Origin of the sequence: Streptomyces atroolivaceus (genome assembly GCF_000717025.1) — a bacterium.
GTDB lineage: Bacteria > Actinomycetota > Actinomycetes > Streptomycetales > Streptomycetaceae > Streptomyces > Streptomyces atroolivaceus.
Genome location: NZ_JNXG01000020.1, coordinates 135,433 through 161,304 on the forward strand (window position 1 = coordinate 135,433; position 25,872 = coordinate 161,304).

Genomic DNA, 25,872 nt, shown 5'->3' on the forward strand with positions numbered 1-25,872 from the left:
GGAAGGTGTGGAATGGAAGCGTTGACCGAGGCGGTACGGGCGGGCGCCGGGCCCGAGGAGTTGTCCGGCCTGCCGGTGCCGGAGGAGTACCTGGCCGCGCACACCAGGGTCGAGGACATCGCGATGTTCGACGGTGTCGAGGACAAGGACGTACGCAAGTCCCTGCGCGTCGGCAACGTGCCGATGCCGGAGCTGGCGCCGGACGAGGTCCTGGTCGCGGTGATGGCCAGCTCCGTGAACTACAACACGGTGTGGTCGGGCACCTTCGAGCCGGTGCCGACCTTCAGCTTCCTCAAGGCGTACGGGAAGCTGGGCGGCTGGGAGCGCCGGCACGACCAGCCGTACCACGTGCTGGGTTCGGACGCGGCGGGCGTCATCGTCCGTGTGGGCGTGGGCGTACGCCGCTGGCGGGTGGGTGACCACGTGCTCGCCAGCCCGATCCAGGTGGACGACCAGGAGGCGATGACCCACTCGGACGGGATGCTCGGCGAAGGCCAGAAGGCCTGGGGTTACGAGACGAACTTCGGCGGGCTCGCGCACTACGCGGTGGTGCGCGCCAGCCAGCTCATCCCCAAGCCCGGGCACCTCACCTGGGAGGAGGCCGCCAGCACCCCCGCGTGTGCCGGGACCGCCTACCGCATGCTCGTCAGCGAGCGGGGCGCCAGGATGAAGCAGGGCGACGTCGTGCTGATCTGGGGTGCGGCCGGCGGACTGGGCGCGTACGCCGTCCAGCTCGTCAAGCACGGCGGAGGCATCGCGGTCGGTGTGGTCGGCTCCGAGGAGAAGGCCCAGGCCCTGCGGGACCTCGGCTGCGACCTCGTGATCAACCGCCGGGAGCTGGGCATCGGCGACGACGACGGCAGCGACCCGGAGAAGGTGATCGAAGCGGGCAAGCGGCTCGGCCGGATCATCCGGCGCGAGATCGGCGAGGACCCCAACATCGTCTTCGAGTACGTCGGGCGCGCGACGTTCGGCATCTCCATGTTCGTGGTGCGGCGCGGCGGGGTGGTGGTGACGTGCGGATCGAGCAGCGGCTACCAGCACCAGTACGACAACCGCTACCTCTGGATGAAGCTCAAGAGGATCGTCGGCAGCCACGCGGCGAACCTCGCCGAGCAGTGGGAGAGCAACCGGCTGATCGACATGGGCCGGATCATGCCGATCCTGTCCACCGTCTACCCGCTCGAGGAGATCGGCGACGCCGCCCGGCTCGTCCAGACCAACGGCCACATGGGCAAGATCGGCGTGCTGTGCCTGGCACCCGAACGCGGCCTCGGTGTCACCGACCGGACGAAGCGGGACGCCATCGGTGAGCGTCGGCTGAACCCGTTGGGGACGGGCGCATGAGTGGCCGGACGGTCGGCATCCTGTCGACGGGGGCGTACGTCCCCGAGCGTGTGGTCGGCAACGAGGAGCTCGCGCCGCGCATCGGGGTGACCGCCGAGTGGATCGAGCGCAAGACGGGTATCCGCGCGCGGCGTTGGGCGGACCCGTCCGAGGCCACGTCGGAGATGGCCGTCGGCGCGGCCACCAGGGCGCTCGACCAGGCCGGCATGACCGCCGACCGCATCGACTACCTCATCGTGGCGACGTCGACCGGGGACGCGCCCCTCCCCCCGACGGCATGCCTCGTCCAGGCGGCGCTGGGCGCGCACCGCGCCTCCGCCTTCGACCTCAACATCGCGTGCAGCGGCTTCGTCCACGGACTCGCCGTCGCACAGGGGCTGGTGGCGCAGAACCCGGGATCGCACGCCCTGGTCGTGGCCGCCGACCTCTGGTCACGGTTCGTGGACTTCGGGGACCGTGGGACGGCCGCGCTCCTGTCGGACGCCGCCGGCGCCGCCGTCGTCGGTGCCGTGCCGGACCCCTACGGCATTCTCGGGACCGACCTGGTCTCCCACGGCGAGGAGTCCTCGCTCCTGGTGATCGAGGCGGGAGGCAGCAGGAGACCCGCCTCGCACGCGACCGTCGACGAAGGCGGGCACTACCTGCGGATGCGTGGGCGCGAGGTCAGCGACTTCGTGCTGGGCAAGGTCCCCCAGGCCGTCAAGGAACTGCTGGCCAAGGCCGGTGTGCCACGCGAGGACGTCGCGCACTTCGTCCCGCACCAGGCCAACGGCGTGCTGCTGCGCAGACTCGCCGACCAGATCGGCTTCGAGAACGCGCACACGCATCTCACGGTCGAGGAGTACGGCAACTCGGGGGCCGCCTCGATGGCGGTCACACTCGACGACGCCAACAGGGCGGGCCTGCTGCGCGACGGCGAACTCGTGCTGCTCGTCGGATTCGGCGGAGGCATGGCTCTCGGAGCGTCGCTGCTGCGCTGGAGGAGCACCGGGAGGGTGGAGACGTGAGCGGGACGGACGGTGTGGGGGTCGTCGGCTGCGGCCTCATGGGATCGGGAATCGCCGAGGTCTGCGCGAGGAAGGGGCTGGACGTGCTGGTCGCCGTCTCCTCGGCGCGGTCGGAGGAGAACGGCAGGCGCCGTGTGGAGCGCTCGCTGGAACGGGCCGTGTCCAAGGGCGGCATCGGCCCGGCGGACCGGGACGCCGCCCTGGGGCGCATCGCCTTCACGCGGGATCTCGGCGGCCTCGCCGGCAGACAGCTCATCATCGAGGCCATCACCGAGGACGAGTCGGCCAAGCTCGACCTCTTCTCGCGGCTCGACAAGGACGTCGAGGACCCGGACGCGGTCTTCACCACGAACACCTCGTCGCTGCCCGTCATGAAGCTCGCCCGGGTCATGTCGCGTCCCGAGCGCGTCGTGGGGACGCACTTCTTCAACCCGGTACCCGTGATGCCGCTCGTCGAGGTGACGCGCTCGCTGCTCACCTCACCCGAGAGCGTCGAGCGGGTCGAGACCTTCCTGACGAAGACACTGGGCAAGGAGGTCGTGCGATCGCCCGACCGCGCGGGCTTCGTGGTGAACGCGCTGCTCGTCCCCTATCTGCTGTCCGCGATGCGGATGGCGGAGTCGGGCTTCGCCTCGCCCGAGGACATCGACCGCGGGATGACGCAGGGATGCGCCCATCCGATGGGGCCGCTGAGACTGGCCGACCTGATCGGTCTCGACACCCTGGAGGCGGTCGCGGGCGGACTCTACGCGGAGTTCAAGGAACCCCTGTACGCCGCGCCGCCGTTGCTGTCCCGGATGGTGGAGGGCGGGCTGCTCGGCAAGAAGTCGGGCCGCGGCTTCTACCGGTACGACTGAAGCCGGCTCCGACACACCACCGCCTGTTCCGCACCCCATCACCCGATCCCCTGGAGGGGCTTTCATGCGCGTACTGCTCGTCGCGCCGCCTTCGGACGCACGACTGCACAGCCTGGTGCCACTCGGGTGGGCCCTGCGCACCGGAGGGCACGAGGTGCAGATCGCGGGCAAGGCCGCGTGTACCGAGGCCATCACCATGACCGGGTTCGTCGCCGTCCCCGTCGGCGTGGACGGGCCTCCCGGCCCGGACGGCCCGTCCTCCCCGGCCGACGGGGGCGGACCGGAACTCTCGGCGCCCTCCGATGTGGAGAGCCTGGTGGCCTACGCGTCCGCCTGGCGGCCCGAGCTGATCGTCTGGGACACCATGGCGCCCGCCGGGGCCGAGGCCGCACGTGCCGTCGGGGCGGCGAGCGTACGTCTGAAGGGCCCGCACGACCGGCGCACCGGGCCCGCGGGCGGGTCCGGTGCGGCCGCGTACTGTCACGCCACGCTGGACTGCCTGCCGCCGTCCCTGCGCGAGCCGGACGGCTCCGACCCGCTCGGCGTGCGCTACGTGCCGTACGGCGGCTCCGCGGTTCTGCCCCCCTGGCTGCGCAGGAAGCCCCGCAGGCGCCGGGTCCACCTGGCGGCCGGGGTGCCGGACGCCGCGCTCGCGGGGGTGCTCGGCGCTGCCGGAGGCGTGGACGTCGAGATGGTCTGCGAACTCGAGGAGGGGCGTATCCCGGCGGGCACCGTACTGCCCTCCCACACACGCCTCTTCGACTCCGTGCCGCTGCACGCGTTGCTCCCCTCCTGCACCGCCGTGGTGCACGGCGGTGGCACGCCGGACGTCATGGCGGCGCTCGTCGACGGGCTGCCCCAGCTGGCGGTCGGGGACACGGGCGGCACGGGTCCCGCGGCGCGGCTGGCGGAGCGCGGCGCGGGGCTGCTCGTCGCACCCGGAGAGGTGACGGCGGCCATGCTGGAGCGGCTGGTCGGAGATCCCGAACTGGCCACGAGGGCGACGGAACTGCGGGAGGAGATCACCGCCATGCCGAGCCCCCGCGAGATCGTTCCCGAACTGGTGACCATCGCGGCACGCCGCTGACGACAGCGTGCCGCACGACTGACACAGACATATCGTGAACGGGGCCGTGATGGCGAACGAGGACAAGCTGCGCGCATATCTCAAGCGCGCGACCGCCGACCTGCAGCAGGCGAGAGCGCAACTCCGCGAGGCCGAGGAGCGGAGCCGCGAACCGATCGCGATCATCGGGATGAGCTGCCGCTACCCCGGTGGCGTCAGCTCGCCCGAGGACCTGTGGGACCTGGTCGCCGAAGGCCGGGACGCCATCGGGGACTTCCCGGCGGACCGGGGCTGGGACCTCGACGACATCTACCACCCGGAGCCCGAGCATCCGGGCAAGACCTACGTGCGCAACGGCGGGTTCCTCTACGACGCGGCCGAGTTCGACGCCGCGTTCTTCGGGATCAGCCCGCGCGACGCACGCGGGACGGACCCGCAGCAGCGCATCCTCCTCGAAGCCTCCTGGGAGGCCGTGGAACGCGCCGGCATGGCCCCGGAGTCGCTCCGCGGCAGCCTCACCGGCGTCTTCGCCGGAGTGATGTACCACGACTACGACGCGGGCGCGCCGGGCGGCAGCCTCGTCTCCGGCCAGGTCGCGTACAACCTCGGGCTGGAGGGGCCCGCCGTGTCCGTCGACACGGCGTGCTCCTCCTCGCTCGTCGCCGTGCACCTCGCCGCACAGGCGCTGCGGCGCGGCGACTGCACGCTGGCACTGGCGGGCGGCGTCGCCGTGATGAGCACCCCGGAGATATTCGTCGACTTCAGCAGGCGGCGCGGACTCGCTCCCGACGGCAGGTGCAAGCCGTTCTCCGACGACGCCGACGGGACCTCCTGGGCCGAGGGGGTCGGCGTCCTGGTGCTGGAACGGCTGTCCGACGCACGGCGCCTGGGGCACCGCGTGCTCGGTGTCGTGCGCGGCTCAGCCGTCAATCAGGACGGGGCCAGCAACGGCATGACCGCGCCCAACGGGCCGGCCCAGGTGAAGGTGATCAAGCGCGCCCTCGCCGACGCGGGTCTCCTCCCGTCCGACGTCGACGCGGTCGAGGCGCACGGCACCGGCACGACCCTGGGCGACCCCATCGAGGCGCAGGCGCTGCTCGCCACCTACGGGGCGGCGCGCGACGCGGAACGGCCGCTGTGGCTCGGCTCGATCAAGTCCAACATGGGCCATCCGCAGGCCGCCGCCGGTATCGCGGGCATCGTCAAGCTGCTGCTCGCGATGCGGCACGGACAGCTTCCCCCGACCCTGCACGTCAGCGAGCCCACCCGGCACGTGGACTGGTCGTCGGGCGCCGTCAGGCTGCTGACCGGACCCGTCGACTGGAAGCCAGGCGGGCGCACGCGCCGCGCCGCGATCTCCGCGTTCGGCCTCAGCGGCACGAACGCGCACATCGTGCTGGAGGAGCCGCCGTCCGAAGCGGAGCAGGACGCGGCGGCGGACGGGGACGTGCGTCCCGCACCCGGCGCCGTACCGCTGGTGCTCTCCGCGAAGACCGAGGACGCGCTCCGCGCCTCGGCCCGACGGCTCGCCGCCCGCACCGAGACGGCCCCGGCCGGCGGCCGGCCCGCCGACATCGGGTACTCGCTGGTCGCCTCCCGCTCGTCGTTCGAGCACCGGGCGGTCGTGATCGGCGACGACGGTGACCCCGCTGGACTCACGGACGCGCTCCGCGCCCTGGCCCGGGGCGAGTCGGCGCCCGGCGTGGTGACCGGCCGCGCGGACCTGCACGGCAGGACCGTCTTCGTCTTCCCCGGGCAGGGCTCGCAGTGGGCGGGCATGGCCACCGAACTGCTGGGCCAGTCCGAGGTGTTCGCACGGCGGCTGGCCGAGTGCGAGCAGGCGCTGAGCGCCTTCACGGACTGGCGGGTCACCGACGTGCTGCGCGGCGTGGAGGGTGCGCCGCCGGCCGACCGGGTGGACGTGGTGCAGTCGACGCTGTGGGCCGTGATGGTGTCGCTGGCAGCGGTGTGGCGCGCGCACGGCGTCGAACCGGACGTGGTGATCGGGCACTCGCAGGGCGAGATAGCCGCGGCGTGCGTCGCCGGCGCGCTGTCACTGGACGACGGCGCGCGCGTCGTGGCGCTGCGCAGCAAGGCCATCGCCGAGGACCTCGACAGCCGGGGCGGGATGATGGCCGTGGGGCTGCCGGCGGACCGGGCGGCCGAGTACGCGGCCCGGTGGGACGGCCGGATATCCGTCGCCGCCGACAACGGCGCGGGTTCCTCGGTCCTCTCCGGCGACGGCGACGCGCTGGACGCGCTGGGCGGGGAACTGCGGGGCGAGGGCGTGCGCGCCAAGCGGGTCCCCGTGAACTACGCCTCGCACTCGCCGCACGTCGACGCGCTGCGCGAGCGGCTGCTGCGTGACCTGGCGCCGGTCACCCCCCGCGCGGGCGAGGTGCCGATGATGTCGACCGCCACGGGCGAGTGGGTGGCGGGCACGGAGCTGGACGCCGCGTACTGGTTTCGGAACCTGCGGCACAGGGTGCGCTTCGCACCCGTCGTCGGGACGCTGGCCACCTCGGGACACACCGCGTTCGTGGAGATCAGCCCGCACCCCGTCCTCACCATGAGCATCCAGGAGACCGTCGAGGACCTGGACGGGGCCGCCGTCGTCACGGGGACGCTGCGCCGCGGCGAGGGTGGCACCGAACGTTTCCTGCGGTCCCTCGCCGAGCAGTACGTGCGCGGCAACGCCGGTGACTGGACGGCGTGCTACCCGGACGCCCGCCTCGTCGACGTACCCACCTACCCCTTCCAGCGCGGCCGTTACTGGGAACGCCCGGAAACGGACCCGCGCACGGCCGCGGCGGTGCCGGGGGCCGTGGCGGACGACGGCGGCTTCTGGGCGGACGTCGAGCGCGACGACGCCGAGGCCCTCGCCGCCCGGCTGGACGTCGGCGCCGAGCGGCTGCGCGAGGTCGTCCCCGCCCTCGCGGCGTGGCGCCGCGACCGGCTCACGGACTCCGCCGTGGACTCCTGGCGCTACCGCGTGTCCTGGGCGCCGCTGGCGGGCGGTCCGTTCACCGGCCTCACCGGGACGTGGATCGTCGTGACTCCGCCGGACGCGCCCCGCGCCGACGCGGTCGTACAGGCGCTGACCGTCCACGGAGCCGCCGTCGTCACCGTGGAGACCGACGGTGCGGACAGAGCGGAGCTGGAGGGCCTGCTGCGCGCCACGCTCGACGGCGGACGCCCCGCGGGCGTCCTGTCGCTGCTGGCCGACGGGGGACGCGGGGACGCCGGCAATCCGGTACTCCCGTACGCCGGGCCCACGCTCGTCCTCTTCCAGGCGCTCCAGGACGCGGGGGTCGAGGCCCCGCTGTGGTGCGTGACGTCGGGCGCCGTAGCCGTCAGCGGTGCGGAGGACGTCGACCCGGGTGCGGCCTCCCTCTGGGGCATGGGAACCGTCCTCGCGCTGGACCATCCCGAGGCCTGGGGCGGCATGGTCGACCTGGCCGACGCCGAGGACGCCGCCGCGCGGGAGCGGCTGTGCCGCGTCCTCTCCGGGGCCGAGGACGAGGACCAGGTCGCGGTGCGCCGTTCGGGAGCGTTCGCGAAGCGGCTGGTACGCGCTCCGCTGGGCGCCGGGCCGGGCGGCTCGTGGCGCCCGCGCGGGACCGTGCTCATCACCGGAGGCACCGGCGCCGTGGGCGCGCACGCCGCGCGCTGGCTCGCCCGCGAGGGCGCCGAACGCCTCGTCCTCACCAGCCGCAGGGGAGCCGCCGCGCCCGGCGCCGAGGAGTTGCGGGCAGAACTCGCGGCGCTGGGAACCGAGGTGCTGATCGAGGTCTGCGACGTGTCCGACGGCGAGGCCGTACGGGCACTGGTCGAACGCGTCGACGCGCTGCCCGGCGACAGGCCGCTGACGGCCGTGCTGCACGCGGCGGGCGTCCTCACGGAGGAACCGCCGCTGCTGGACGTGACGCCGGAGGCGTTCGCCGACGCCGTCCGTGCCAAGGCGGCGGGCGCGGCAGCTCTCGACGCCGCGCTCGACGGACGGAAACTGGACGCCTTCGTGCTGTTCTCGTCCGGTGCCGCGGTATGGGGCAGCTCGCGGCAGCCGGCGTACGCCGCGGCGAACGCCTGCCTCGACGGCGTCGCGCAGCGGCGCCGCGCCCGCGGCATGGCGGCGACATCGGTGGCCTGGGGCTCCTGGGGCGGCGGGGGCATGGTCGGCGAGGACAGTGCCGCGCACCTGCGCCGTCTCGGGCTGGCCGAGATGGACCCGGCACGCGCGGTGCGGGCTCTCGCGCTCGCGCTGGACCGCGACGAGAGCCACCTCGTGGTCGCCGACATCGACTGGGAGAAGTTCGTCCCCGTCTACACGCTCGCGCGCAGCCGCCCGCTCCTGCGGGATCTCCCCGAGGCACGGCGGGCGTCGGGCGCGCAGAGCGACAGCGACCAGGACACGGAAGGCCTGCCGGGCGAGGGCGGACTGGCGGAAGGGCTCGCCGGGCTCACCGAACCCGAGCAGCGCCGGCGGCTGCTGGACCTGGTGCGCACCCACGTGGCCGTCGTACTGGGACACGACAGCACCGCGGCCGTCGAACCGGCCCGCGCCTTCAAGGAGGTCGGCTTCGACTCGGTCACCGCCGTCGACCTGCGCAACAGGCTCGGCTCGGCGTGCGGCGTACGGCTCCCCACGACGGTCGTCTTCGACCACGTCAGCCCGGAGGCGCTCGCCGGGCATCTGTGGACGCTGCTGTGCCAGGGGGAGGGCGGGGCACTCGCCGCCCAGCCGCTCGCCGTGGAACTCGACCGGCTGGAGGCCAGGGTCGCGGCACTGACGCGGGACGAGATCGAACGCTCCCGGGTCACCACACGGCTCCAGACCCTGGTGGCGAAACTGACGGAGACGCTCGCCGGCGGCCAGGACACCGGCGTGCGCAACCGGCTGGAGACGGCGACGGCCGACGATCTCTTCGACCTGATCGACAACGAACTCGGCGCGGCATGACCGGGCACTGACCACGCGGCACGAACGAGCACACGGACGGACACGAGGCGCAGATGGCTAACGAAGAGAAACTCGTCGACTATCTCAAGCGGGTGACGGCGACCCTGCACGAGACCCGCCAACGGCTGCGCGAGCTGGAGACGGCCGAGCAGGAGCCCATCGCGATCGTGTCGATGGGCTGCCGCTACCCCGGGGACGTCCGTACACCCGAGGACCTGTGGAGGCTGGTGTCCGGTGGCGGAGACGCGATCGGCCCGTTCCCCGGCGACCGCGACTGGGACGAGGTGTCCTTCGAGGCCGACCCCGACGACCCGTCCTCGGGGCAGGTGACCGAAGGCGGGTTCCTCGACGGGGCCGGCGACTTCGACGCCGCGTTCTTCGGCATCTCGCCGCGTGAGGCCCTGGCGCTCGACCCGCAGCAGCGACTCGCGCTCGAACTCGCCTGGGAGACAGTCGAACGGGCGGGCATCGCGCCGCACTCCCTCAAGCGGACGCCCGTCGGAGTGTTCGTCGGCAGCGGAAGCCAGGACTACTACGACGGCGTCGCGCCCGCGCGGATGGCCGACGTCGCCGACGACTACCTGAGCACCGGCACCGCGGGCTCCGTCATCTCCGGGAGGATCGCCTACGCGCTCGGCCTCGAGGGCCCGGCCGTCACGGTCGACACCGCCTGTTCGTCGTCACTGGTCGCGCTCCACCTCGCGGCCCAGGCCCTGCGGAACCTGGACTGCTCGCTCGCGCTGGCCGGCGGCGTCATGGTGATGTCCACGCCGTCGCCGTTCCAGGCGTTCAGCAGGCAGCGCGGGCTCGCGCCCGACGGCCGCTGCAAGGCGTTCTCCGACGACGCGGACGGCACCGGCTGGTCCGAGGGGGCGGGGTTGCTGCTCCTCGAGCGGCTGTCCGACGCACGCCGGAACGGCCACCCCGTACTGGCCGTCATCCGGGGTTCCGCCATCAACTCCGACGGTGCCTCCAACGGCCTCACCGCGCCCAACGGCCTCTCGCAGCAGCGCGTGATACGCCAGGCGCTGACGAACGCGGGGCTCTCCCCGTCCGACATCGACGCGGTGGAGGGCCACGGCACCGGGACCACCCTCGGCGACCCGATCGAGGCGCAGGCGCTGCTCGCCACGTACGGCGTGGGCCGCACGGAGGAACGGCCTTTGTGGCTCGGCTCCGTCAAGTCGAACATCGGGCACGCCCAGGCCGCGGCCGGTGTCAGCGGCGTCATCAAGATGGTCCACGCGATGCGGCACGGGCTGCTGCCGAAGACGCTCCACGTGTCGAAGCCGACCGACGAGGTCGACTGGGCCGCCGGCGGGGTGCGGCTGCTGGAGGAGTCCCGGGAATGGGCGCGCGGTGACGGCCCGCGCCGCGCCGGGGTGTCCTCGTTCGGAGTCAGCGGGACGAACGCGCACGTGATCCTCGAAGAGGCGGAGGAGACGCCCGGACCGCAGACCGCGCCGGACGTGCCCGAGGGTGCCCCGGCGGAGCGGGAGGCCGCCCTCCCGGACACGCCCGCGTGGCCCGCCGGGCTCCCCGTACCGCTGCCCGTGTCCGGCCTGAACGCGTCCGCGCTGCGCGCGCAGGCCGCGCGGCTCGTGCCGGTGGCGGAGGGCGGGCACAGCGCGCTCGACCTCGGGTTCTCGCTCGCGACGACGCGTTCGCCGCTCCAGCACCGCGCGGTGGTCCTCGCCGACGACGCCGGCTCGGCCGTGCGCGCCCTCGGCGCGCTCGCCGAGGGCGGTACGGCACCCGGCGTGCACGTCGGCGCCGTACAGCACGGCCAGACCGCCTTCCTGTTCTCCGGGCAGGGGGCCCAGCGGGCCGGGATGGGCCGCGAACTGTACGGCCGCTTCCCCGTGTTCGCCCGGGCGCTGGACGAGGTGTGCGCCGTCTTCGACGGCCAGGGCCGGGACCGCGCGCTGCGCGATGTGATCTTCGGCGAGCCGGAGCTGCTCGACCGGACCGGATGGACCCAGCCCGCGCTGTTCGCCGTCGAGGTCGCGCTGGTCCGGCTGCTCGGATCCTGGGGCATCACCCCCGATCTGCTGCTCGGCCACTCCATCGGCGAACTGGTCGCCGCGCACGTCGCCGGGGTGCTGTCGCTGGACGACGCCTGCGTGCTCGTGGCCGCGCGCGGCAGGCTCATGGAGGCCCTGCCCGAGGGCGGCGCGATGGTCGCCGTCGAGGCCACGGAGGAGGAGGTAAGCCCGCTGCTGACCGGCCGGGTCGGCCTCGCCGCCGTCAACGGCCCGTCCTCCGTGGTGGTCTCCGGCGACGTCGACGAGGTGCTGGCCGTCGCCGCGCACTTCGAGTCCCAAGGGCGCAGGACGAAGCGGCTGCGGGTCTCGCACGCCTTCCACTCGGCCCACATGGACGGGATGCTGGAGGAGTTCGCAGCCGTGGCACGCGGCCTCGCCTACTCGGCGCCCGTCATCCCGCTCGTCTCCGACGTGACCGGGGAGACCGCCACGGCCGAGGAGCTGTGCGACCCGGACTACTGGGTGCGGCACGTGCGCGAGGCCGTCCGCTTCAGGGACGGTGTGCGGAGCCTGGAGGCCGCGGGCGTCACCCGCTTCGTGGAGGTCGGCCCCGACAGCACGCTCACCGCGACGGCCCGCGAGTGCCTGGCGGAGGGTGGGGGCACCGCCGTCGCGGTGCCGCTGCTGCGCAAGGACAGGCCCGAAGCCGAGGCGCTGCTCGGCGCTCTCGCGCGGCTGCACGTCAGCGGCGTCGACCCGGACTGGGCCGCGGTGTTCGCCGCGAGCGGCGCTCGGCGCGTCGCTCTCCCGACGTACGCGTTCCAGCACCGGCGCTACTGGCTCGACGGGCGCACCTCGGTGGACGTCCTGGCCTCGGCCGGGCTGCGCGCCTTCGGGCACCCGCTGCTCGGCGCCGCCGTCACCGTCGCCGGCACCGACGGTGCGGTGCTGACGGGGCGGCTGTCCGCCGCCCAGCAACCGTGGCTCACCGACCACGTCGTCGGAGGGACGGTGCTCCTGCCCGGAACGGCCTTCGTGGAACTGGCCGTTCAGGCGGGCGACCAGGTCGGCTGCGGCCGGATCGAGGAACTGACGCTGAGCGGTCCGCTCGCACTGCCCCCCGGCGGGGCCGTCCGCGTGCAGGTGGCCGTCGGCGAGGACGACGGCTCCGGGCGCCGGAGCTTCACCGTGCACTCCCTTGCCGACCCCGCCGGCGCGGACGCGCTCGAAGAAGAGTGGATCCAGCACGCGTCCGGCACCGTCGTGCCCGCCGGGACCCGCACGGAGGACGCGGCGGGCCTGGTGGTGTGGCCGCCCGAGGATGCCGAACCGGTGCCGCTGGACGGGCTGTACGAGGACTTCGCCGGGACCGGGCTGACGTACGGGCCGGTGTTCCGTTCGTTGCACGCGGCGTGGCGTCAGGGCGACGTGGTCTACGCGGAGGTGCGACTGCCGGAGGACGCGGCGCACGGGGCCGAGCGGTTCGGGCTGCACCCGGCGGCGCTGGACGCGGCGACGCACGCACTGCGCGCGGCGGGCGGCGACGCGGAAGCGGGCGGTGCCGGGCTCGTGCCGTTCTCCTGGTCGGGTGTCGAGCTGCACGCGAGCGGGGCCACGGCACTGCGCGTACGGTTCACGCCCACCGCGCCCCGGACCTTCCAGGTGACCATCGCGGACGCGGCGGGCGGGCCCGTCGCCACCGTCGAGGCGAACGCCTTCCGGCCCTTCGAGCCGTCCGGGGCGGTCCCCGCCGCCGCGCGGCACCCGCTGTACCGGCTGGAATGGCGGCCCCTGTCTGAGGCGCCGGGCGCCGGACGGCCCCTTTCCAGTGCCGCGTTCGACGAGGTGGACCTCTCGGGACCGGCCGTGCCCGGGGCCGTGGTGCTGCGCTGCGGACCGGGCACAGGCGCCGACGCGGTTCGGGCCGCCACGCACCGTGCGCTGGAGGCACTGCAGGCGTGGCTGGCGTCCGACGGCACGGCAGGCTCCACGCTGGCCGTGGTCACCCGCGGCGCCGTCGCCGTGGGTGACGAGCCGGTGGCGGACCTGGCGGGCGCCGCCGTGTGGGGGCTGGTCCGCTCGGCGCAGGCCGAACACCCGGGCCGCTTCGTGCTGCTGGACGAGGAAGCGAGTGGGGAGGCGGGCACGAACCCGGTGCCCGCCGAGCTCTCCCCGGCCCTTCTCGCTGCCGCCCTCTCGGGCGGTGAGCCGCAGCTCGTGCTGCGCGACGGCGTACCTCACGCCGGGCGGCTGGTGCGTACCCCGCCCGCGACCGACGCCGTGGACAGGCCGCTCGGCGGCGTGGACGGCACGGGCACGGTGCTGCTCACCGGCGCCTCCGGCGCGCTCGGCGGTGTGCTCGCGCGGCACCTGGTCTCCGAACACGGCGTACGGCACCTGCTGTTGCTGAGCAGGGGTGGCGAGGAGTCCGTCGCCGCGCTCACGGCGGAGCTGACCGGTCTGGGCGCGCACGTCCAGGCACCCGCCTGTGACGTCGCCGACCGTGCCGCGCTCGCCGAAGTGCTCACTCGGATTCCTGAGGGGCACCCGCTGACGGCCGTGGTGCACGCGGCCGGTGTGCTGGACGACGCGCTGGTGACGTCGCTGACGCCCGAACGCGTCGACGCCGTACTGCGCCCGAAGGTCGAGGGAGCGCTCCACCTGCACGAGCTGACCGAGGGCATGGACCTCGCGGCGTTCGTGCTGTTCTCCTCGGTCTCCGGGGTCCTCGGCGCACCCGGCCAGGCCAACTACGCGGCCGCGAACGCCTTCCTCGACACGCTCGCCGCACACCGTGCCGCGCGCGGCCTCACGGCCAAGTCGATGGCGTGGGGCCTCTGGGGCCAGGTGGACGGCATGGGAGGCAAGCTGGAGGGCGCCGACATGTCCCGGCACGCCCGCGGTGGCCTGCTGCCCCTGACCACGGCGCAGGGACTCGCCCTGTTCGACGCGTCGGTCCGTACGGCAGCGCCCGCAGACGTCGCCGTCAGGCTCGACCTCGACGCGTTGCGCGCCTCCGGCGCGGATGTCCCGGCGGCGCTGCGCGGCCTCGTGGGCGGCGTGCGCCGGCCGGCCGTGGGGCCGGCGGGGCAGGGCGGGGCCGCCTCCACGTTCGCCGAGCGGCTCGCGGGCACACCCGAGGACGAGCGGTACTCCGCCGTGGTCGACCTGGTACGCGTGCACACCGCCGCCGTACTGGACTACGCGTCGGCGGACGACGTCGAACCGGCCCTGGAATTCAACCGGCTCGGCTTCGACTCACTCACCGCGATCGAGCTGCGCAACGCCCTCGACTCGGCGACAGGACTGCGGCTCCCCGCCACCCTGATCTTCGACCACCCCACCCCGACGGAGCTCGCGAGCCACCTCCTGGACGCGCTCTCCGGCACCAGGGCCGCGACGTTCACGCCCACGGCCGGCCGAGGTGGCGACGACGATCCCATCGCCCTCGTCGGCCTGGCGTGCCGCCTCCCCGGCGGCGTTACCTCGCCGGACGACCTGTGGCGCCTGCTCACCGAAGAGGGCACCGGCATCGGTGACTTCCCCGCCGACCGCGGCTGGGACGTCGACGGGCTGTACGACCCGAGGGGCGGCAGGCCCGGATCCAGCTACGTGCGTGAGGGCGGCTTCCTCTACGACGCGGGCGACTTCGACCCCGGATTCTTCGGCATCGCGCCCAAGGAGGCGCCGATGATCGACCCGCAGCAGCGGCTCCTGCTGGAGACGGCGTACGAGGCGCTGGAGCGGTCGGGGATCGACCCCCGGTCGCTGAAGGGCAGCCGTACGGGTGTGTACGTCGGCGTGCAGTACCACGACTACGCGGGTGCCAGCAGCTCCGGCTCGATGGTCACCGGACGCGTCGCCTACAGCCTGGGGCTCGCCGGCCCGGCCGTCAGCGTGGACACCGCCTGCTCCTCGTCCCTGGTGGCTCTGCACCTCGCGGCCCGCGCGCTGCGGGCGGGCGAGTGCTCGCTCGCGCTCGCGGGCGGAGCCGCCGTGATGGCCACGCCCGACTCGTTCGTCGAGTTCAGCCGTCAGCAGGGCCTCGCTCCCGACGGCCGGTGCAAGGCCTTCTCCGCCGACGCGGACGGCACGGCCTGGTCGGAGGGTGTGGGCCTGATCGTCCTGGAACGCCTCTCCGACGCGCGCGCGGCCGGTCACCCGGTGCTCGCCGTCCTGCGCGGCAGCGCCGTGAACCAGGACGGCGCGTCGAACGGGCTGACCGCCCCCAACGGCCCCGCGCAGCAGCGCGTCATCCGGGAGGCGCTGGCCGACGCCGGTCTGACGCCCGCGGACGTCGACGCCGTCGAGGCGCACGGCACGGGGACGAAGCTCGGTGACCCGATCGAGGCACAGGCGCTGATAGCGACCTACGGGCAGGAGCTGCCGGAGGACCGGCCGCTCCTCGTCGGCTCCGTGAAGTCCAACATCGGGCACACCCAGGCGGCCGCGGGCGCGGCCGGCATCATCAAGATGGTGATGGCCCTGCGGCACGGGGAGCTGCCGAAGACGCTGCACGTCACCGAGCCGTCGTCCGAGGTCGACTGGTCCGCGGGGAACGTGCGGCTGCTGACCGAGTCCGTGCCGTGGCGGCCGAACGGCCGTCCGCGCCGGGCCGGGATCTCGTCGTTCGGTGTGAGCGGCACCAACGCCCACCTCGTCATCGAGGAGCCGCCGGAGGACGTACAGGTGTCCCCGGCCGACGGGTCCGAGCGGTCCGACGCCGGCGGCCAGGCCGTCCCGTGGCTCCTGTCCGGACGGAACCGGGCGGCGCTCGGGGCACAGGCCGAGCGGCTGCTGTCGTACCTCGACGACGACCCCGACCGTGACCTCGCCGACATCGGTTTCTCGCTCGCGACCTCGCGTGCCGCGCTGGAGTGCCGCGCGGTGGTCGTGGGCCGTCGCCACCCCGAATTCCTGCGCGGCCTGATGGCGCTGGTCGACGGCGAGGAAGCGCCGGGTGTGACCGAGGGCCTCACGCGCAGCCGCGGGCGTACCGGGTTCCTCTTCTCGGGCCAGGGCTCGCAGTGGGCGGGCATGGGCCGTGAACTCCACGACGCCTTCCCGGCGTTCGCGAACGCGCTGGACGCCGTGTGCGCGGAGCTGGACAAGGGACTCGACCGGCCGCTGTACGAAGTGATGTGGGCGGAGCCGGGTACGCCGGAGGCGGAGCTGCTGGACGGCACGGGCTACACACAGCCGGGACTCTTCGCCGTCGGCGTGGCCCTGTTCCGGCTGCTGGAGTCCTGGGGTGTCGGCCCCGACTTCGTCGCCGGGCACTCCGTCGGCGAGCTGGCCGCCGCGCACGTCGCCGGGGTGCTGACCCTGGTCGACGCGTGCGCCCTCGTCGTCGCGCGGGGCAGGCTCATGCAGGCGCTCCCCGAGGGCGGCAGCATGATCGCGGTCGCCGCCTCCGAGGAGCGGGTGCGCGCGGCACTGGTGGACGGCGTGGACATCGCCGCCGTGAACGGACCGGAAGCCGTGGTGATCTCCGGCGGCTCCACCGAGGTGGCCGCCGTCGCCGCGCGTTTCGGCCGGACGAAACGGCTGCGGGTGTCGCACGCGTTCCACTCGGCCCTCATGGAGCCGATGCTGGAGGAGTTCGCCGCGGTCGCGCGGGAGCTGACGTACGGGGAGGCGCGCATCCCTGTCGTGTCGACGGTGACGGGCGAACGTGCCGGTGACGAGCTGCGCTCCCCGGACTACTGGGTGCGGCAGGTGCGCAGCCCCGTCCGCTTCCACGACGCCGTGCTCGGCATGGAGTCACTGGGCGTGACCCGTTTCGTGGAGCTGGGCCCGGGAGGCACGCTCGCCGCGCTCGCCCGGGAGACGCTGGACGAGCGGGTCGAGGACGCCGTGGTGACCCCGCTGCTGCGGAAGGACCAGGCGGAGCCCACGGCGGTGCTGACCGCGCTGGGGACACTGCACAACAGCGGTGCGGCCGTCGACTGGCATGCGGTCTTCGGCCGCCGGAACCTCGTCGAGCTGCCCACGTACCCCTTCCAGCGGCAGCGGTACTGGGTGGAGACGGCCGCCGGCTCGGGCCCCGAGGAACACCCGCTGCTCGGTGCGGCGACGGAACTCGCCGACACCGAGGGGTTGCTGCTCACCGGGCGCGTATCGCTGGGCACGCATCCGTGGCTCGCCGATCACGTCGTCGGCGGAGCCGTGCTGTTCCCCGGCACCGGCTTCGTGGAGATGGCGATCCACGCGGGCGACCGGACCGGCTGCCGGCGACTGGACGAACTGACCATCGAGGCACCGCTCGTGGTGCCCGGGAAGGCAGGGGTCCGCGTCCAGCTGTCCGTGGCGGCGCCCGACGGCACCGGAACCCGGCGGTTCACCGTGCACGCGCGCCCCGAGGACGCCGACGGCAGCGCACCGTGGACCCGGCACGCCACCGGCGCGCTGATGCCGGGCAGCCCGCGGGCCGCCTTCGACCTCACGGCGTGGCCGCCCGCGCGCGCCGAACAGGTGCCGCTCGACGGGCTGTACGCGGACCTCGCGGAGCAGGGCATGGCGTACGGCCCCGCCTTCCAGGGGCTGCGCGCCGTCTGGAAGCGGGGCGACGAGGCGTTCGCCGAGGTGAGCCTGGCGCACGGGGAGCAGTCCGACGTCGACCGGTTCGGCGTCCACCCCGCGCTGCTCGACGCCGTGCTGCACGCGATCGGGTTCAGCGGCGCGGCCAGTGACGAGCCGGTGCTGCCGTTCGCCTGGGACGCCGTCGACCTGTACGCGGTCGGGACCACGTCCGTACGCGTCCACGTACGGCCCGTGGGCAGCGGTTCCGTCTCCCTCGACGTGGCCGACACCTCCGGGCAGCCGGTGCTGTCGGTCGGAACGCTGCTGCTGCGCCCGTTGTCGGCGGCGACCGCGCGGGCCGCGGCGCCACCGCGGGCGGCCGACGCGCTGTTCAGGATCGAGTGGCGGCGGACCCCGGCGGAACCGGCCGAGGACACCAAGGGATGGAGCGTGCTCGGGGACGGGCACCCGGAACTGGCGGAGGCCTTCGGGGCCGCCCCCGTGGACGGCCTGGCCGCGGCCGGCGACGGCGGGGTGCTGCTCGTGCCCTCCGGGGGCGAGGACGGGACCCCCGGGGCGACGCACCGTGAGGTGGGCCGCGTGCTCGGGGTGCTCCAGGCATGGCTGGCCGACGAGCGGTTCGCGGACGGCAGACTCGTCGTCGTCACCAGGGGAGCCATCTCCTGCGAGAGCGGGGAGGCGCCGTGCGACCTGGCGGGCGCCGCGGTGTCCGGACTGGTGCGTTCGGCGCAGGCGGAACATCCGGACCGCATCCTCCTCGTGGACCTCCCGGCCGGCGAGGGCGACGAGGCGTCCCTGCGGGCACTGCCCGCCGCGGTGGCGTCCGGCGAGCCGCAGGTGGCGCTGCGCCGCGGTGCGGTCCTCGCGCCCCGGATGGCCCGCGTCGCGGGAGCGTCCACGGGCGACGTCATGTGGGACTCCGAGGGGACCGTCCTGATCACGGGAGCCGGCGGCGCGCTCGGCGGCGCCGTCGCCCGGCACCTGGCGGGCGAGCACGGCGTCAGGCACCTTCTGCTGGCCGGCAGGCGGGGCGCGGACGCACCGGGCTCCGACGAGCTGCGGAGCGACCTGGAGGCACTCGGAGCCGAGGTCTCGGTGGTCGCCTGCGACGTCGCCGACAGGGAGGCCGTGGCGGAGCTGCTGGCGGCCGTCCCGGAGGACAGGCCGCTGCGGGGTGTCGTGCACACCGCCGGCGTGCTCGACGACGGCGTGCTCTCCGCGCTCACACCGGAACGTGTGGACGCCGTGCTGCGCCCGAAGGTCGAGGGGGCACTGCACCTGCACGAGCTGACCGAGGGCATGGACCTTGCGGCGTTCGTGCTGTTCTCCTCGGCCGCCGGTGTGCTCGGCTCGCCGGGACAGGGGAGCTACGCGGCGGGCAACGCGTTCCTCGACGCGCTGGCGGCACGCCGCCGGGCCGCCGGGCTCGCGGGCACCTCCCTGGCGTGGGGCAGGTGGGTGACCGGGACGCACGACGGCATGGCGGACACGCTGAGCGCCGCCGACGAGGCACGCCTCGCCGGCAGCGGGATCGGCTCGCTCTCCACCGAGGAGGGCCTCGCCCTGCTCGACGCCTCCCGGCTGCTCGACGACGCGCTGCTCCTGCCGATCCGGGTGGACACGGAGGTGCTGGCGGAGACGGACGCGGACGAACTGCCCCCGCTCTTCCGCGGCCTGGTCGGGGCCCCTGCCCGGCGTACCGCCCAGGAGTCGCCGCTGGAGACCGGCACGCTGCGCGAGCGTCTCGCCGGGATGCCCGAGCACCAGAGGATGCCCGCACTGCTGAAACTCGTACGCACCCACGCCGCCGGGATCCTGGGCTACTCCGGGGTCGAGGAGATCGATCTGGACAGACCGTTCAACGAGGCGGGCTTCGACTCGTTGTCCGCGATGGGCTTCCGGAACAAGCTCACCCTCGTCACCGGGCTGAAGCTCCCGGCCGGGATGATCTTCGACTACCCGAACCCGCGCGCCCTCGCGGCGTACCTCGGTGAGTCCCTGGCTCCCGAGCCGGAGGCCGGGGCCCCGTCGGGCGGCGCCGAGGGTACCGGGGGCTTCGCCGAACACGAGGTGCGCGACCTGCTCGCGTCGATCCCCGTGTCCCGGCTGCGCGAGGCGGGACTGCTGGCGAGCCTGCTGGAACTCGCGGACACCGGGTCCGGACGGGCGGCGGAGGGCGCCACGGAAGGGGACGGCGGCACGCCGTCGATCGACACGATGGACAGCGAGGCGCTGATCAACATGGCGATCGGCGGTGCCGGGGACTGAACGGAGGGGCGGCGGTCACATCAGCGCCCGCGGGCGCTGATGTAACCGTCGACCCCGTCGAGCAGGCGCTGCAGGCCGAACTCGAGGCTGGGCATGATGTCGTTGTACTGCGTCTCGTCGGGCTCGAACGTGCCGGCCGCGACCATCTTGGACAGGGCGGGGAAATGGTCCTCGCCCACGAGGTGCTTCATCGCCAGGGCGTATTCCTGCGCCATCTCCTCGACGGGCACGCCCGACTGCTGCGGGCCCTGCGCCAGGTCGCTGGAGGTCCTGGCGAGATCCCGTACGGCACAGGTCACGAAGATGACGAGGTGGACCACCTCCTCCTCGTCCAGACCGATACCGGAGACGTGGTGCAGCAGGGCCTCGAACCAGGCGAGCTGGTTGGGCCCGAGGGGAGGCGAGTTCGTGGTGATCCGCAGCAGCCACGGGTGTTCCTTGTAGACACCGAGCATCGCCCACACCCAGCCGTGGACACCCGCGCGCCAGTCCTCCGAGCCGGTGGCGGGGCGCGGCAGGCCGAGTGCGGTGTCGTAGATGACGTCGACGAGCTGTTCCTTGCCCGGTACATAGCGGTACAGCGACATCGCCGTGTAGTCGAGCCTGCTGGCGACGGCTTGCATCGAGAGGCCTTCGAGGCCCACCTCGTCGGCGATCTCGATGGCGGTCGCGGCGATGATCTCGAGCGACAGTCCCGGCCGCGGGCCCCGGGTCGGTTTGTTCTTGGCCCCCCAGAGCAGCTCGACGCTGGTCGGCTGGGGTGCTCTCGCCTTTCGCTCAGGCGTCATGTGTCTCCAATGTTCGGCGCTTGACGCCCACCCTAAAACTGTGTATGACTTAAGCCAAGTATATAAGGTACACAATTTGTTAAGGGAAGTGTGGTTGGTGACGGGTAACTATGCGATTGAGGCTCGCGGACTCCGTAAAGCGTTCGGCGACCTGACCGTTCTCGACTCGGTCGACCTGCGGGTCGAAAGCGGCACCATGCTCGGTGTGCTGGGTCCGAACGGCGCGGGGAAGACCACGTGCGTCCGCATTCTCAGCACCCTGCTCGGTGCCGACGGCGGCACCGCCACGATCGCCGGCCACGACGTGATGAAGGAGCCCCGCGCCGTGCGCAGGGTGATCGGTCTCACCGGGCAGGACACCGCCGTGGACGAGCTGCTCACCGGGGAGGAGAACCTGGTGATGATGGGCCAGCTCTACCGCCTGGGGCGCTCCGCCTCGCAGAAGCGCGCGGTCGAGCTGCTCGACCAGTTCGGCCTCACCGACGCTGCCCGCCGACCCGTGAAGACCTACTCCGGCGGCATGCGACGCAGGCTCGACCTCGCCGTCAGCCTGATCAACTCGCCGCCCGTGCTCTTCCTCGACGAGCCGACGACGGGCCTGGACCCCACGAGCCGCATGGCCATGTGGGAGACCATCCGCAGGCTGATGGCAGCGGGGACCACGGTGCTGCTGACCACGCAGTACCTGGAGGAGGCCGACCAGCTGGCCGACCGCGTCGCCGTCATCGACGGCGGCCGTGTCGTCGCGGAGGGCACGGCCGACGAGCTGAAGCGCAAGGTCGGCTCCGAGCGGGTCGAGCTGACGTTCGGCGAGGCGGACCTGGCCAGGGCCCGCGCGCTGTTCGACGGCGAGCACGTCGGCATGCAGACCCTCAGCATGCCGATCGAAGGCCCCTCGGACGTGCGCGACCTGCTGAACCGCGCCGCCTCCCAGAATCTGGACGTGAAGGGCTTCGCGCTGCACGAGCCCACCCTCGACGACGTGTTCCGCACGCTGACCGGCGCCGGTCCCCGGACGGGAGCCACCACCGCCGCCGACACCGATGGCGCCGCCACCGGAGCCGGGGCCGCCGTAGGAGCCGGTGCCACCACGGGAGAAACCGCATGAACCAGGCCGTCGCACCCAAGGCCCGCCCGGAGTTCGTCCTCGCCGCCGGCGACTGCCTCGTGCTCATCCGCAGGAGCTTGCGGCACCTCACCAGGAACATGGACGAGGTCATCCAGTCCGTAGTCCTGCCGATCATGCTCCTGCTGCTGTTCCGCTACCTCTTCGGCGGCGCGATCCAGACGGGAGGGCCCAGCTACGTGAACTACGTGATCGCCGGCGTCCTCGTCGTCAGCATCGCCTTCAGCGCCTCCGCCACGGCGGTCGGCGTGGCCAACGACCTCCAGAACGGGATCGTCGAACGGTTCCGGACCATGCCGATGTTCAGCTCGGCCATGCTCGTCGGGCACGTCGTCTCCGCCGTGCTGCGGAACGTTCTCGCGGTGACGCTGGTCGTCCTCGTCGGCCTTCTCGTCGGCTTCCGCCCCTCGGCGAGCCTCGGCGACTGGCTCGTCGCGTGCGGCCTCCTGCTGCTGTTCATCACCGCGATCTCGTGGCTGGCCACCCTGCTCGGCCTGCTGGCGGGCGGTGTCGAGGCCGCGAGCGGATACGCGATGATCCTCGTCTTCTTCCCCTACGCGAGCAGCGCCCTGGTGCCCTCCGAGAGCATGCCCTCGGTCCTGCGCGCCTTCGTGGAGAACCAGCCGTTCACGCCCATCGTCAACGCGGTCCGCGGGCTGCTGATCGGCACGCCGACCGGCAACAGTGTCTGGCTGTCCGTCGTCTGGTGGGTGCCGGTGCTCGTGCTCACCATGGCCTTCACGGTCAGGTACTTCCGGCGGCACACGGGTAAGTGAGGGCGGCGTCCGGCACCCACCGGACGCCCGACGTCAGGGTGCAGACCGGCCGGTCGTTCTGCACCCGTCCCTCACGGTGCAGACCGGCCGGTCGCTCCGCACCCGTCCCTCACGATCGCGAAAGCGGTACGCGGGCCACACGGTCGAGGCCGTCGCGGTGCCGGCCGCTTTTCAGCGGGCCCGCCCTCCGACCGCCGACCACTTCGCGACGTGCTCGGTGACGGCGGACAGGACCGCGCCCGCCTGCTCGTTCAGATAGAAGTGACCGCCGGGGAAGACGCGCATCCCGAACTCCCCGTCGGTGTGCTCGCCCCAGGCCCGCGCCTCGTCCTCGGTGACCCGCGGGTCGTCGTCGCCCAGCAGGGCGACCACCGGGCAGGAGAGCCTGTCGTCCGGGTCGTAGCGGTAGGTCTCCACGGCCTTGTAGTCGCTGCGGAGCGCCGGGAGCACCATACGCACGATGTCGTCGTCCTCGAAGACCTTGTCCTCCGTTCCGCTCAGCGCACGGACTTCGCGGAGGAGGTTGTCGTCGTGCATCAGGTGCACGTCGTGGACGCGAGCGCGGGAGGGCGCGCCCCGGCCCGAGGCGAGCACCCCCAGCAGTTCGATCTCCGTACCCCGCAGCCGTCGCGCCACCTCGTAGGCGAGCACCGAGCCCATGCTGTGCCCGAAGAGCGTCAACGGCTTGTCCGCCCACACCTCGAGCTCACGCGCCACGTGGTCGGCCAGTTCGTGCACGTCCTCGATGCACTTCTCCGCACGCCGGTCCTGCCGCCCGGGATACTGGACGGCCAGTACCTCGATGCCGGGCGTCAGCGCCCTGGACACGGGGAAGAAGTAGGAGGCGGAACCTCCCGCGTGCGGCAGACACACCAGACGTGTCCGTGCGGAGTCGGCAGCGTGAAAGCGACGTATCCACGGGCTCGGTTCACCGGATGCAGAAGTCATCTGTAGATGCAACCCTATTCTCGCGCGTTCCCCTGAACACACAACGGTCAGTTAATTATCCCGCGAATGTGTCAGCGTCCCGCGGGCCGCGCAACCCCTAGGGGTTGCGTGCGCCGCCCTGCGGGCGCGACGCCGAGGGCACCCCCTAAGCTCCGGCGCCCCCCTCCGGCCCGGGGAGCCGCACCGCGGCAGGCTAGGGGTGGTTCGTCCGATATCCCGCCGGTAGCGTGCAGAAGGATCTAGAGGAAGCGAAAGCCCGGGGCCGGCCGTGCATGGAAAGCAGTGATGTGCCTTCGAATTCCTTTGTGACAGACGAATTCCGGCGCTGAGCGAAAGTCCGCGACACCACCCCGGGCCGGGATCGACCGGAGCGATGGGTGACGTCGGTGGGGAACGAAGAGAAGCTGCTCAACTACCTCAAGCGCGCGACCGCTGACCTCCGCGAGGCGCGGCGGAAGCTGAGCGAGGTGGAGGCGCAACAGCACGCTCCGGTGGCCATCGTGGGGATGGCCTGCCGCTATCCGGGCGGGGTGCGGTCGCCGGAAGACCTGTGGCAGCTCGTCTCCGAGGGCGTCGACGGCATCTCCGGGTTTCCCACGGACCGGGACTGGGACGTCGACGGGCTCTACGATCCCGAGCCCGGCAAGCCGGGCAAGTCGTACGTGCGTGAAGGCGGATTCCTCTACGACGCGGCCGACTTCGACGCCGGCTTCTTCGGGATCTCACCGCGCGAGGCGCTCGCCATGGACCCCCAGCAGCGGCTGCTGCTGGAGGTGTCCTGGGAGGCGTTCGAGCGTGCGGGCATCGACCTGACGTCGGTACGCGGCACACCGACCGGCGTCTTCGCCGGAGTCATGTACCACGACTACGGGTCCTGGGTGCGCGACATCCCCGAGGAGCTCGCGGGATACCTCGGCAACGGCACCGCCGGCAGCATCCTCTCCGGACGCATCGCCTACACGCTGGGCCTCGAGGGGCCCGCCATGACCATCGACACGGCCTGCTCCTCCTCCCTGGTCGCCATGCACTCCGCGATGCGCGCCCTGCGCTCCGGCGAGTGCTCGCTGGCCCTGGCGGGCGGCGTGACCGTGATGTCGACCCCTGACACCTTCGTCGAGTTCAGCCTCCAGCGCGGCCTCGCCTCCGACGGCCGGTGCAAGGCGTTCTCCGCGTCCGCCGACGGCACCGGCTGGGGCGAGGGCGCCGCCATGCTCCTGCTGGAGCGGCTGGACGACGCACGGAGCAACGGACACCAGGTGCTCGGCGTGATCCGCGGCTCCGCCGTCAACCAGGACGGCGCGTCCAGCGGCATGACGGCACCCAGCGGCCCCTCGCAGCAGCGGGTCATCAGGGCCGCGCTGGCGGACGCCGGGCTGTCGGCCGCCGAGGTCGACGCGGTCGAGGCGCACGGTACGGGGACGAGGCTCGGCGACCCGATCGAGGCGCAGGCACTGCTCGCGACGTACGGCGAGGAGCGCACGGAGGAACGGCCGTTGTGGCTCGGCTCCGTCAAGTCGAACATCGGTCACACGCAGGCTGCGGCCGGTGTCGCCGGTGTGATCAAGATGGTGCAGGCCATGAGGCACGGCGTGCTGCCGAAGACCCTGCACGTCGACGCCCCCTCGACGCACGTCGACTGGAACGCGGGCGCCGTCGAGCTGCTCACCGGGACGCAGACCTGGGACACCCCTGACGGACGGCCGCGGCGCGCCGGCGTCTCCTCCTTCGGCCTCAGCGGAACCAACGCCCACCTGATCCTCGAACAGGCCCCCGCTCCGGCGGCGGACGACTCCGCCGGTGACGCCGCGCCGGAACGCGGCACGTGGAGCGCCATGGCGTGGCCCGTGTCGGCCGCCACCGACGGCGCGCTGCGCGACCACGCCGCGGCGCTCCGCCTGCTGGCGCAGGACGGCGCAGCCCCGGACCCGGCCGACATCGGGCTCTCCCTCGCCCAGGGACGCACCGCGCTCAGCCGCCGTGCCGTCGTGGTGGGCCGCGACCGGGAGGAGCTGTGCGACGGGCTGGCCGCACTCGCCCGCGGTGAGTCGCCGGCGCGGAACGCGTCGACGGCCGGGGGCAAGGTCGCGTTCGTGTTTCCTGGGCAGGGGACGCAGTGGGTGGGGATGGGTGCGCGGTTGGCGCGGGAGAGTTCTGTTTTCGCGGCGCGGTTGGGGGAGTGTGCGGAGGCGTTGGCGCCTTTG

Annotated in this window: 11 protein-coding genes; 9 read left to right on the forward strand and 2 right to left on the reverse strand. The window is 73.1% G+C overall.

Annotated features, from left to right (window positions below):
- Positions 1-12: 12 nt before the first annotated feature.
- From ccrA to OO67_RS31645, 6 genes are all read left to right on the forward strand, one after another.
- Positions 13-1,347, forward strand: a complete 1,335-nt coding sequence (gene ccrA / locus OO67_RS31620; RefSeq protein ID WP_033305234.1) for a crotonyl-CoA carboxylase/reductase — start codon at positions 13-15, stop codon at positions 1,345-1,347.
- Positions 1,344-2,354 carry a 3-oxoacyl-ACP synthase III family protein gene (locus OO67_RS31625; RefSeq protein WP_033305235.1) on the forward strand — a complete coding sequence of 337 codons (1,011 nt, stop codon included), beginning with the start codon at positions 1,344-1,346 and terminating at the stop codon, positions 2,352-2,354. The genes ccrA and OO67_RS31625 overlap by 4 nt, the downstream gene beginning before the upstream one ends.
- A complete protein-coding gene (locus OO67_RS31630; RefSeq protein ID WP_033305236.1) occupies positions 2,351-3,211 on the forward strand; it encodes a 3-hydroxybutyryl-CoA dehydrogenase in 861 nt (286 codons plus the stop codon). The genes OO67_RS31625 and OO67_RS31630 overlap by 4 nt, the downstream gene beginning before the upstream one ends.
- Before the next feature lie 64 nt (positions 3,212-3,275).
- Positions 3,276-4,298 carry a nucleotide disphospho-sugar-binding domain-containing protein gene (locus OO67_RS31635; protein WP_033305237.1) on the forward strand — a complete coding sequence of 341 codons (1,023 nt, stop codon included), beginning with the start codon at positions 3,276-3,278 and terminating at the stop codon, positions 4,296-4,298.
- A 34-nt stretch (positions 4,299-4,332) separates the two neighbouring features.
- Positions 4,333-9,237, forward strand: coding sequence for a type I polyketide synthase (locus tag OO67_RS31640; protein ID WP_359416465.1), 4,905 nt, complete (start codon positions 4,333-4,335; stop codon positions 9,235-9,237).
- Positions 9,238-9,290: 53 nt separating this feature from the next.
- Positions 9,291-20,033 carry a type I polyketide synthase gene (locus OO67_RS31645; RefSeq protein WP_033305239.1) on the forward strand — a complete coding sequence of 3,581 codons (10,743 nt, stop codon included), beginning with the start codon at positions 9,291-9,293 and terminating at the stop codon, positions 20,031-20,033.
- Between the two features lie 20 nt (positions 20,034-20,053).
- On the opposite strand, the gene OO67_RS31650 is transcribed toward OO67_RS31645, so the two are convergent.
- On the reverse strand, positions 20,054-20,821 hold the full coding sequence (locus tag OO67_RS31650; protein ID WP_033305240.1) for a TetR/AcrR family transcriptional regulator: 768 nt from the start codon (positions 20,819-20,821) through the stop codon (positions 20,054-20,056).
- Between the two features lie 97 nt (positions 20,822-20,918).
- On the opposite strand from OO67_RS31650, the gene OO67_RS31655 reads away from it, so the two are divergent.
- Both OO67_RS31655 and OO67_RS31660 read left to right on the forward strand, forming a co-directional pair.
- Positions 20,919-21,929, forward strand: a complete 1,011-nt coding sequence (locus OO67_RS31655; RefSeq protein WP_033305241.1) for a daunorubicin resistance protein DrrA family ABC transporter ATP-binding protein — start codon at positions 20,919-20,921, stop codon at positions 21,927-21,929.
- Positions 21,926-22,723, forward strand: coding sequence for an ABC transporter permease (locus OO67_RS31660; RefSeq protein ID WP_033305242.1), 798 nt, complete (start codon positions 21,926-21,928; stop codon positions 22,721-22,723). The genes OO67_RS31655 and OO67_RS31660 overlap by 4 nt, the downstream gene beginning before the upstream one ends.
- A gap of 171 nt (positions 22,724-22,894) precedes the next feature.
- On the opposite strand, the gene OO67_RS31665 is transcribed toward OO67_RS31660, so the two are convergent.
- On the reverse strand, positions 22,895-23,671 hold the full coding sequence (locus OO67_RS31665) for a thioesterase II family protein (protein ID WP_033305243.1): 777 nt from the start codon (positions 23,669-23,671) through the stop codon (positions 22,895-22,897).
- A 386-nt stretch (positions 23,672-24,057) separates the two neighbouring features.
- Here OO67_RS31665 and OO67_RS31670 point away from each other — a divergent pair.
- The coding region (locus OO67_RS31670; RefSeq protein WP_033305252.1) for a type I polyketide synthase at positions 24,058-25,872 on the forward strand (1,815 nt) is incomplete at its 3' end.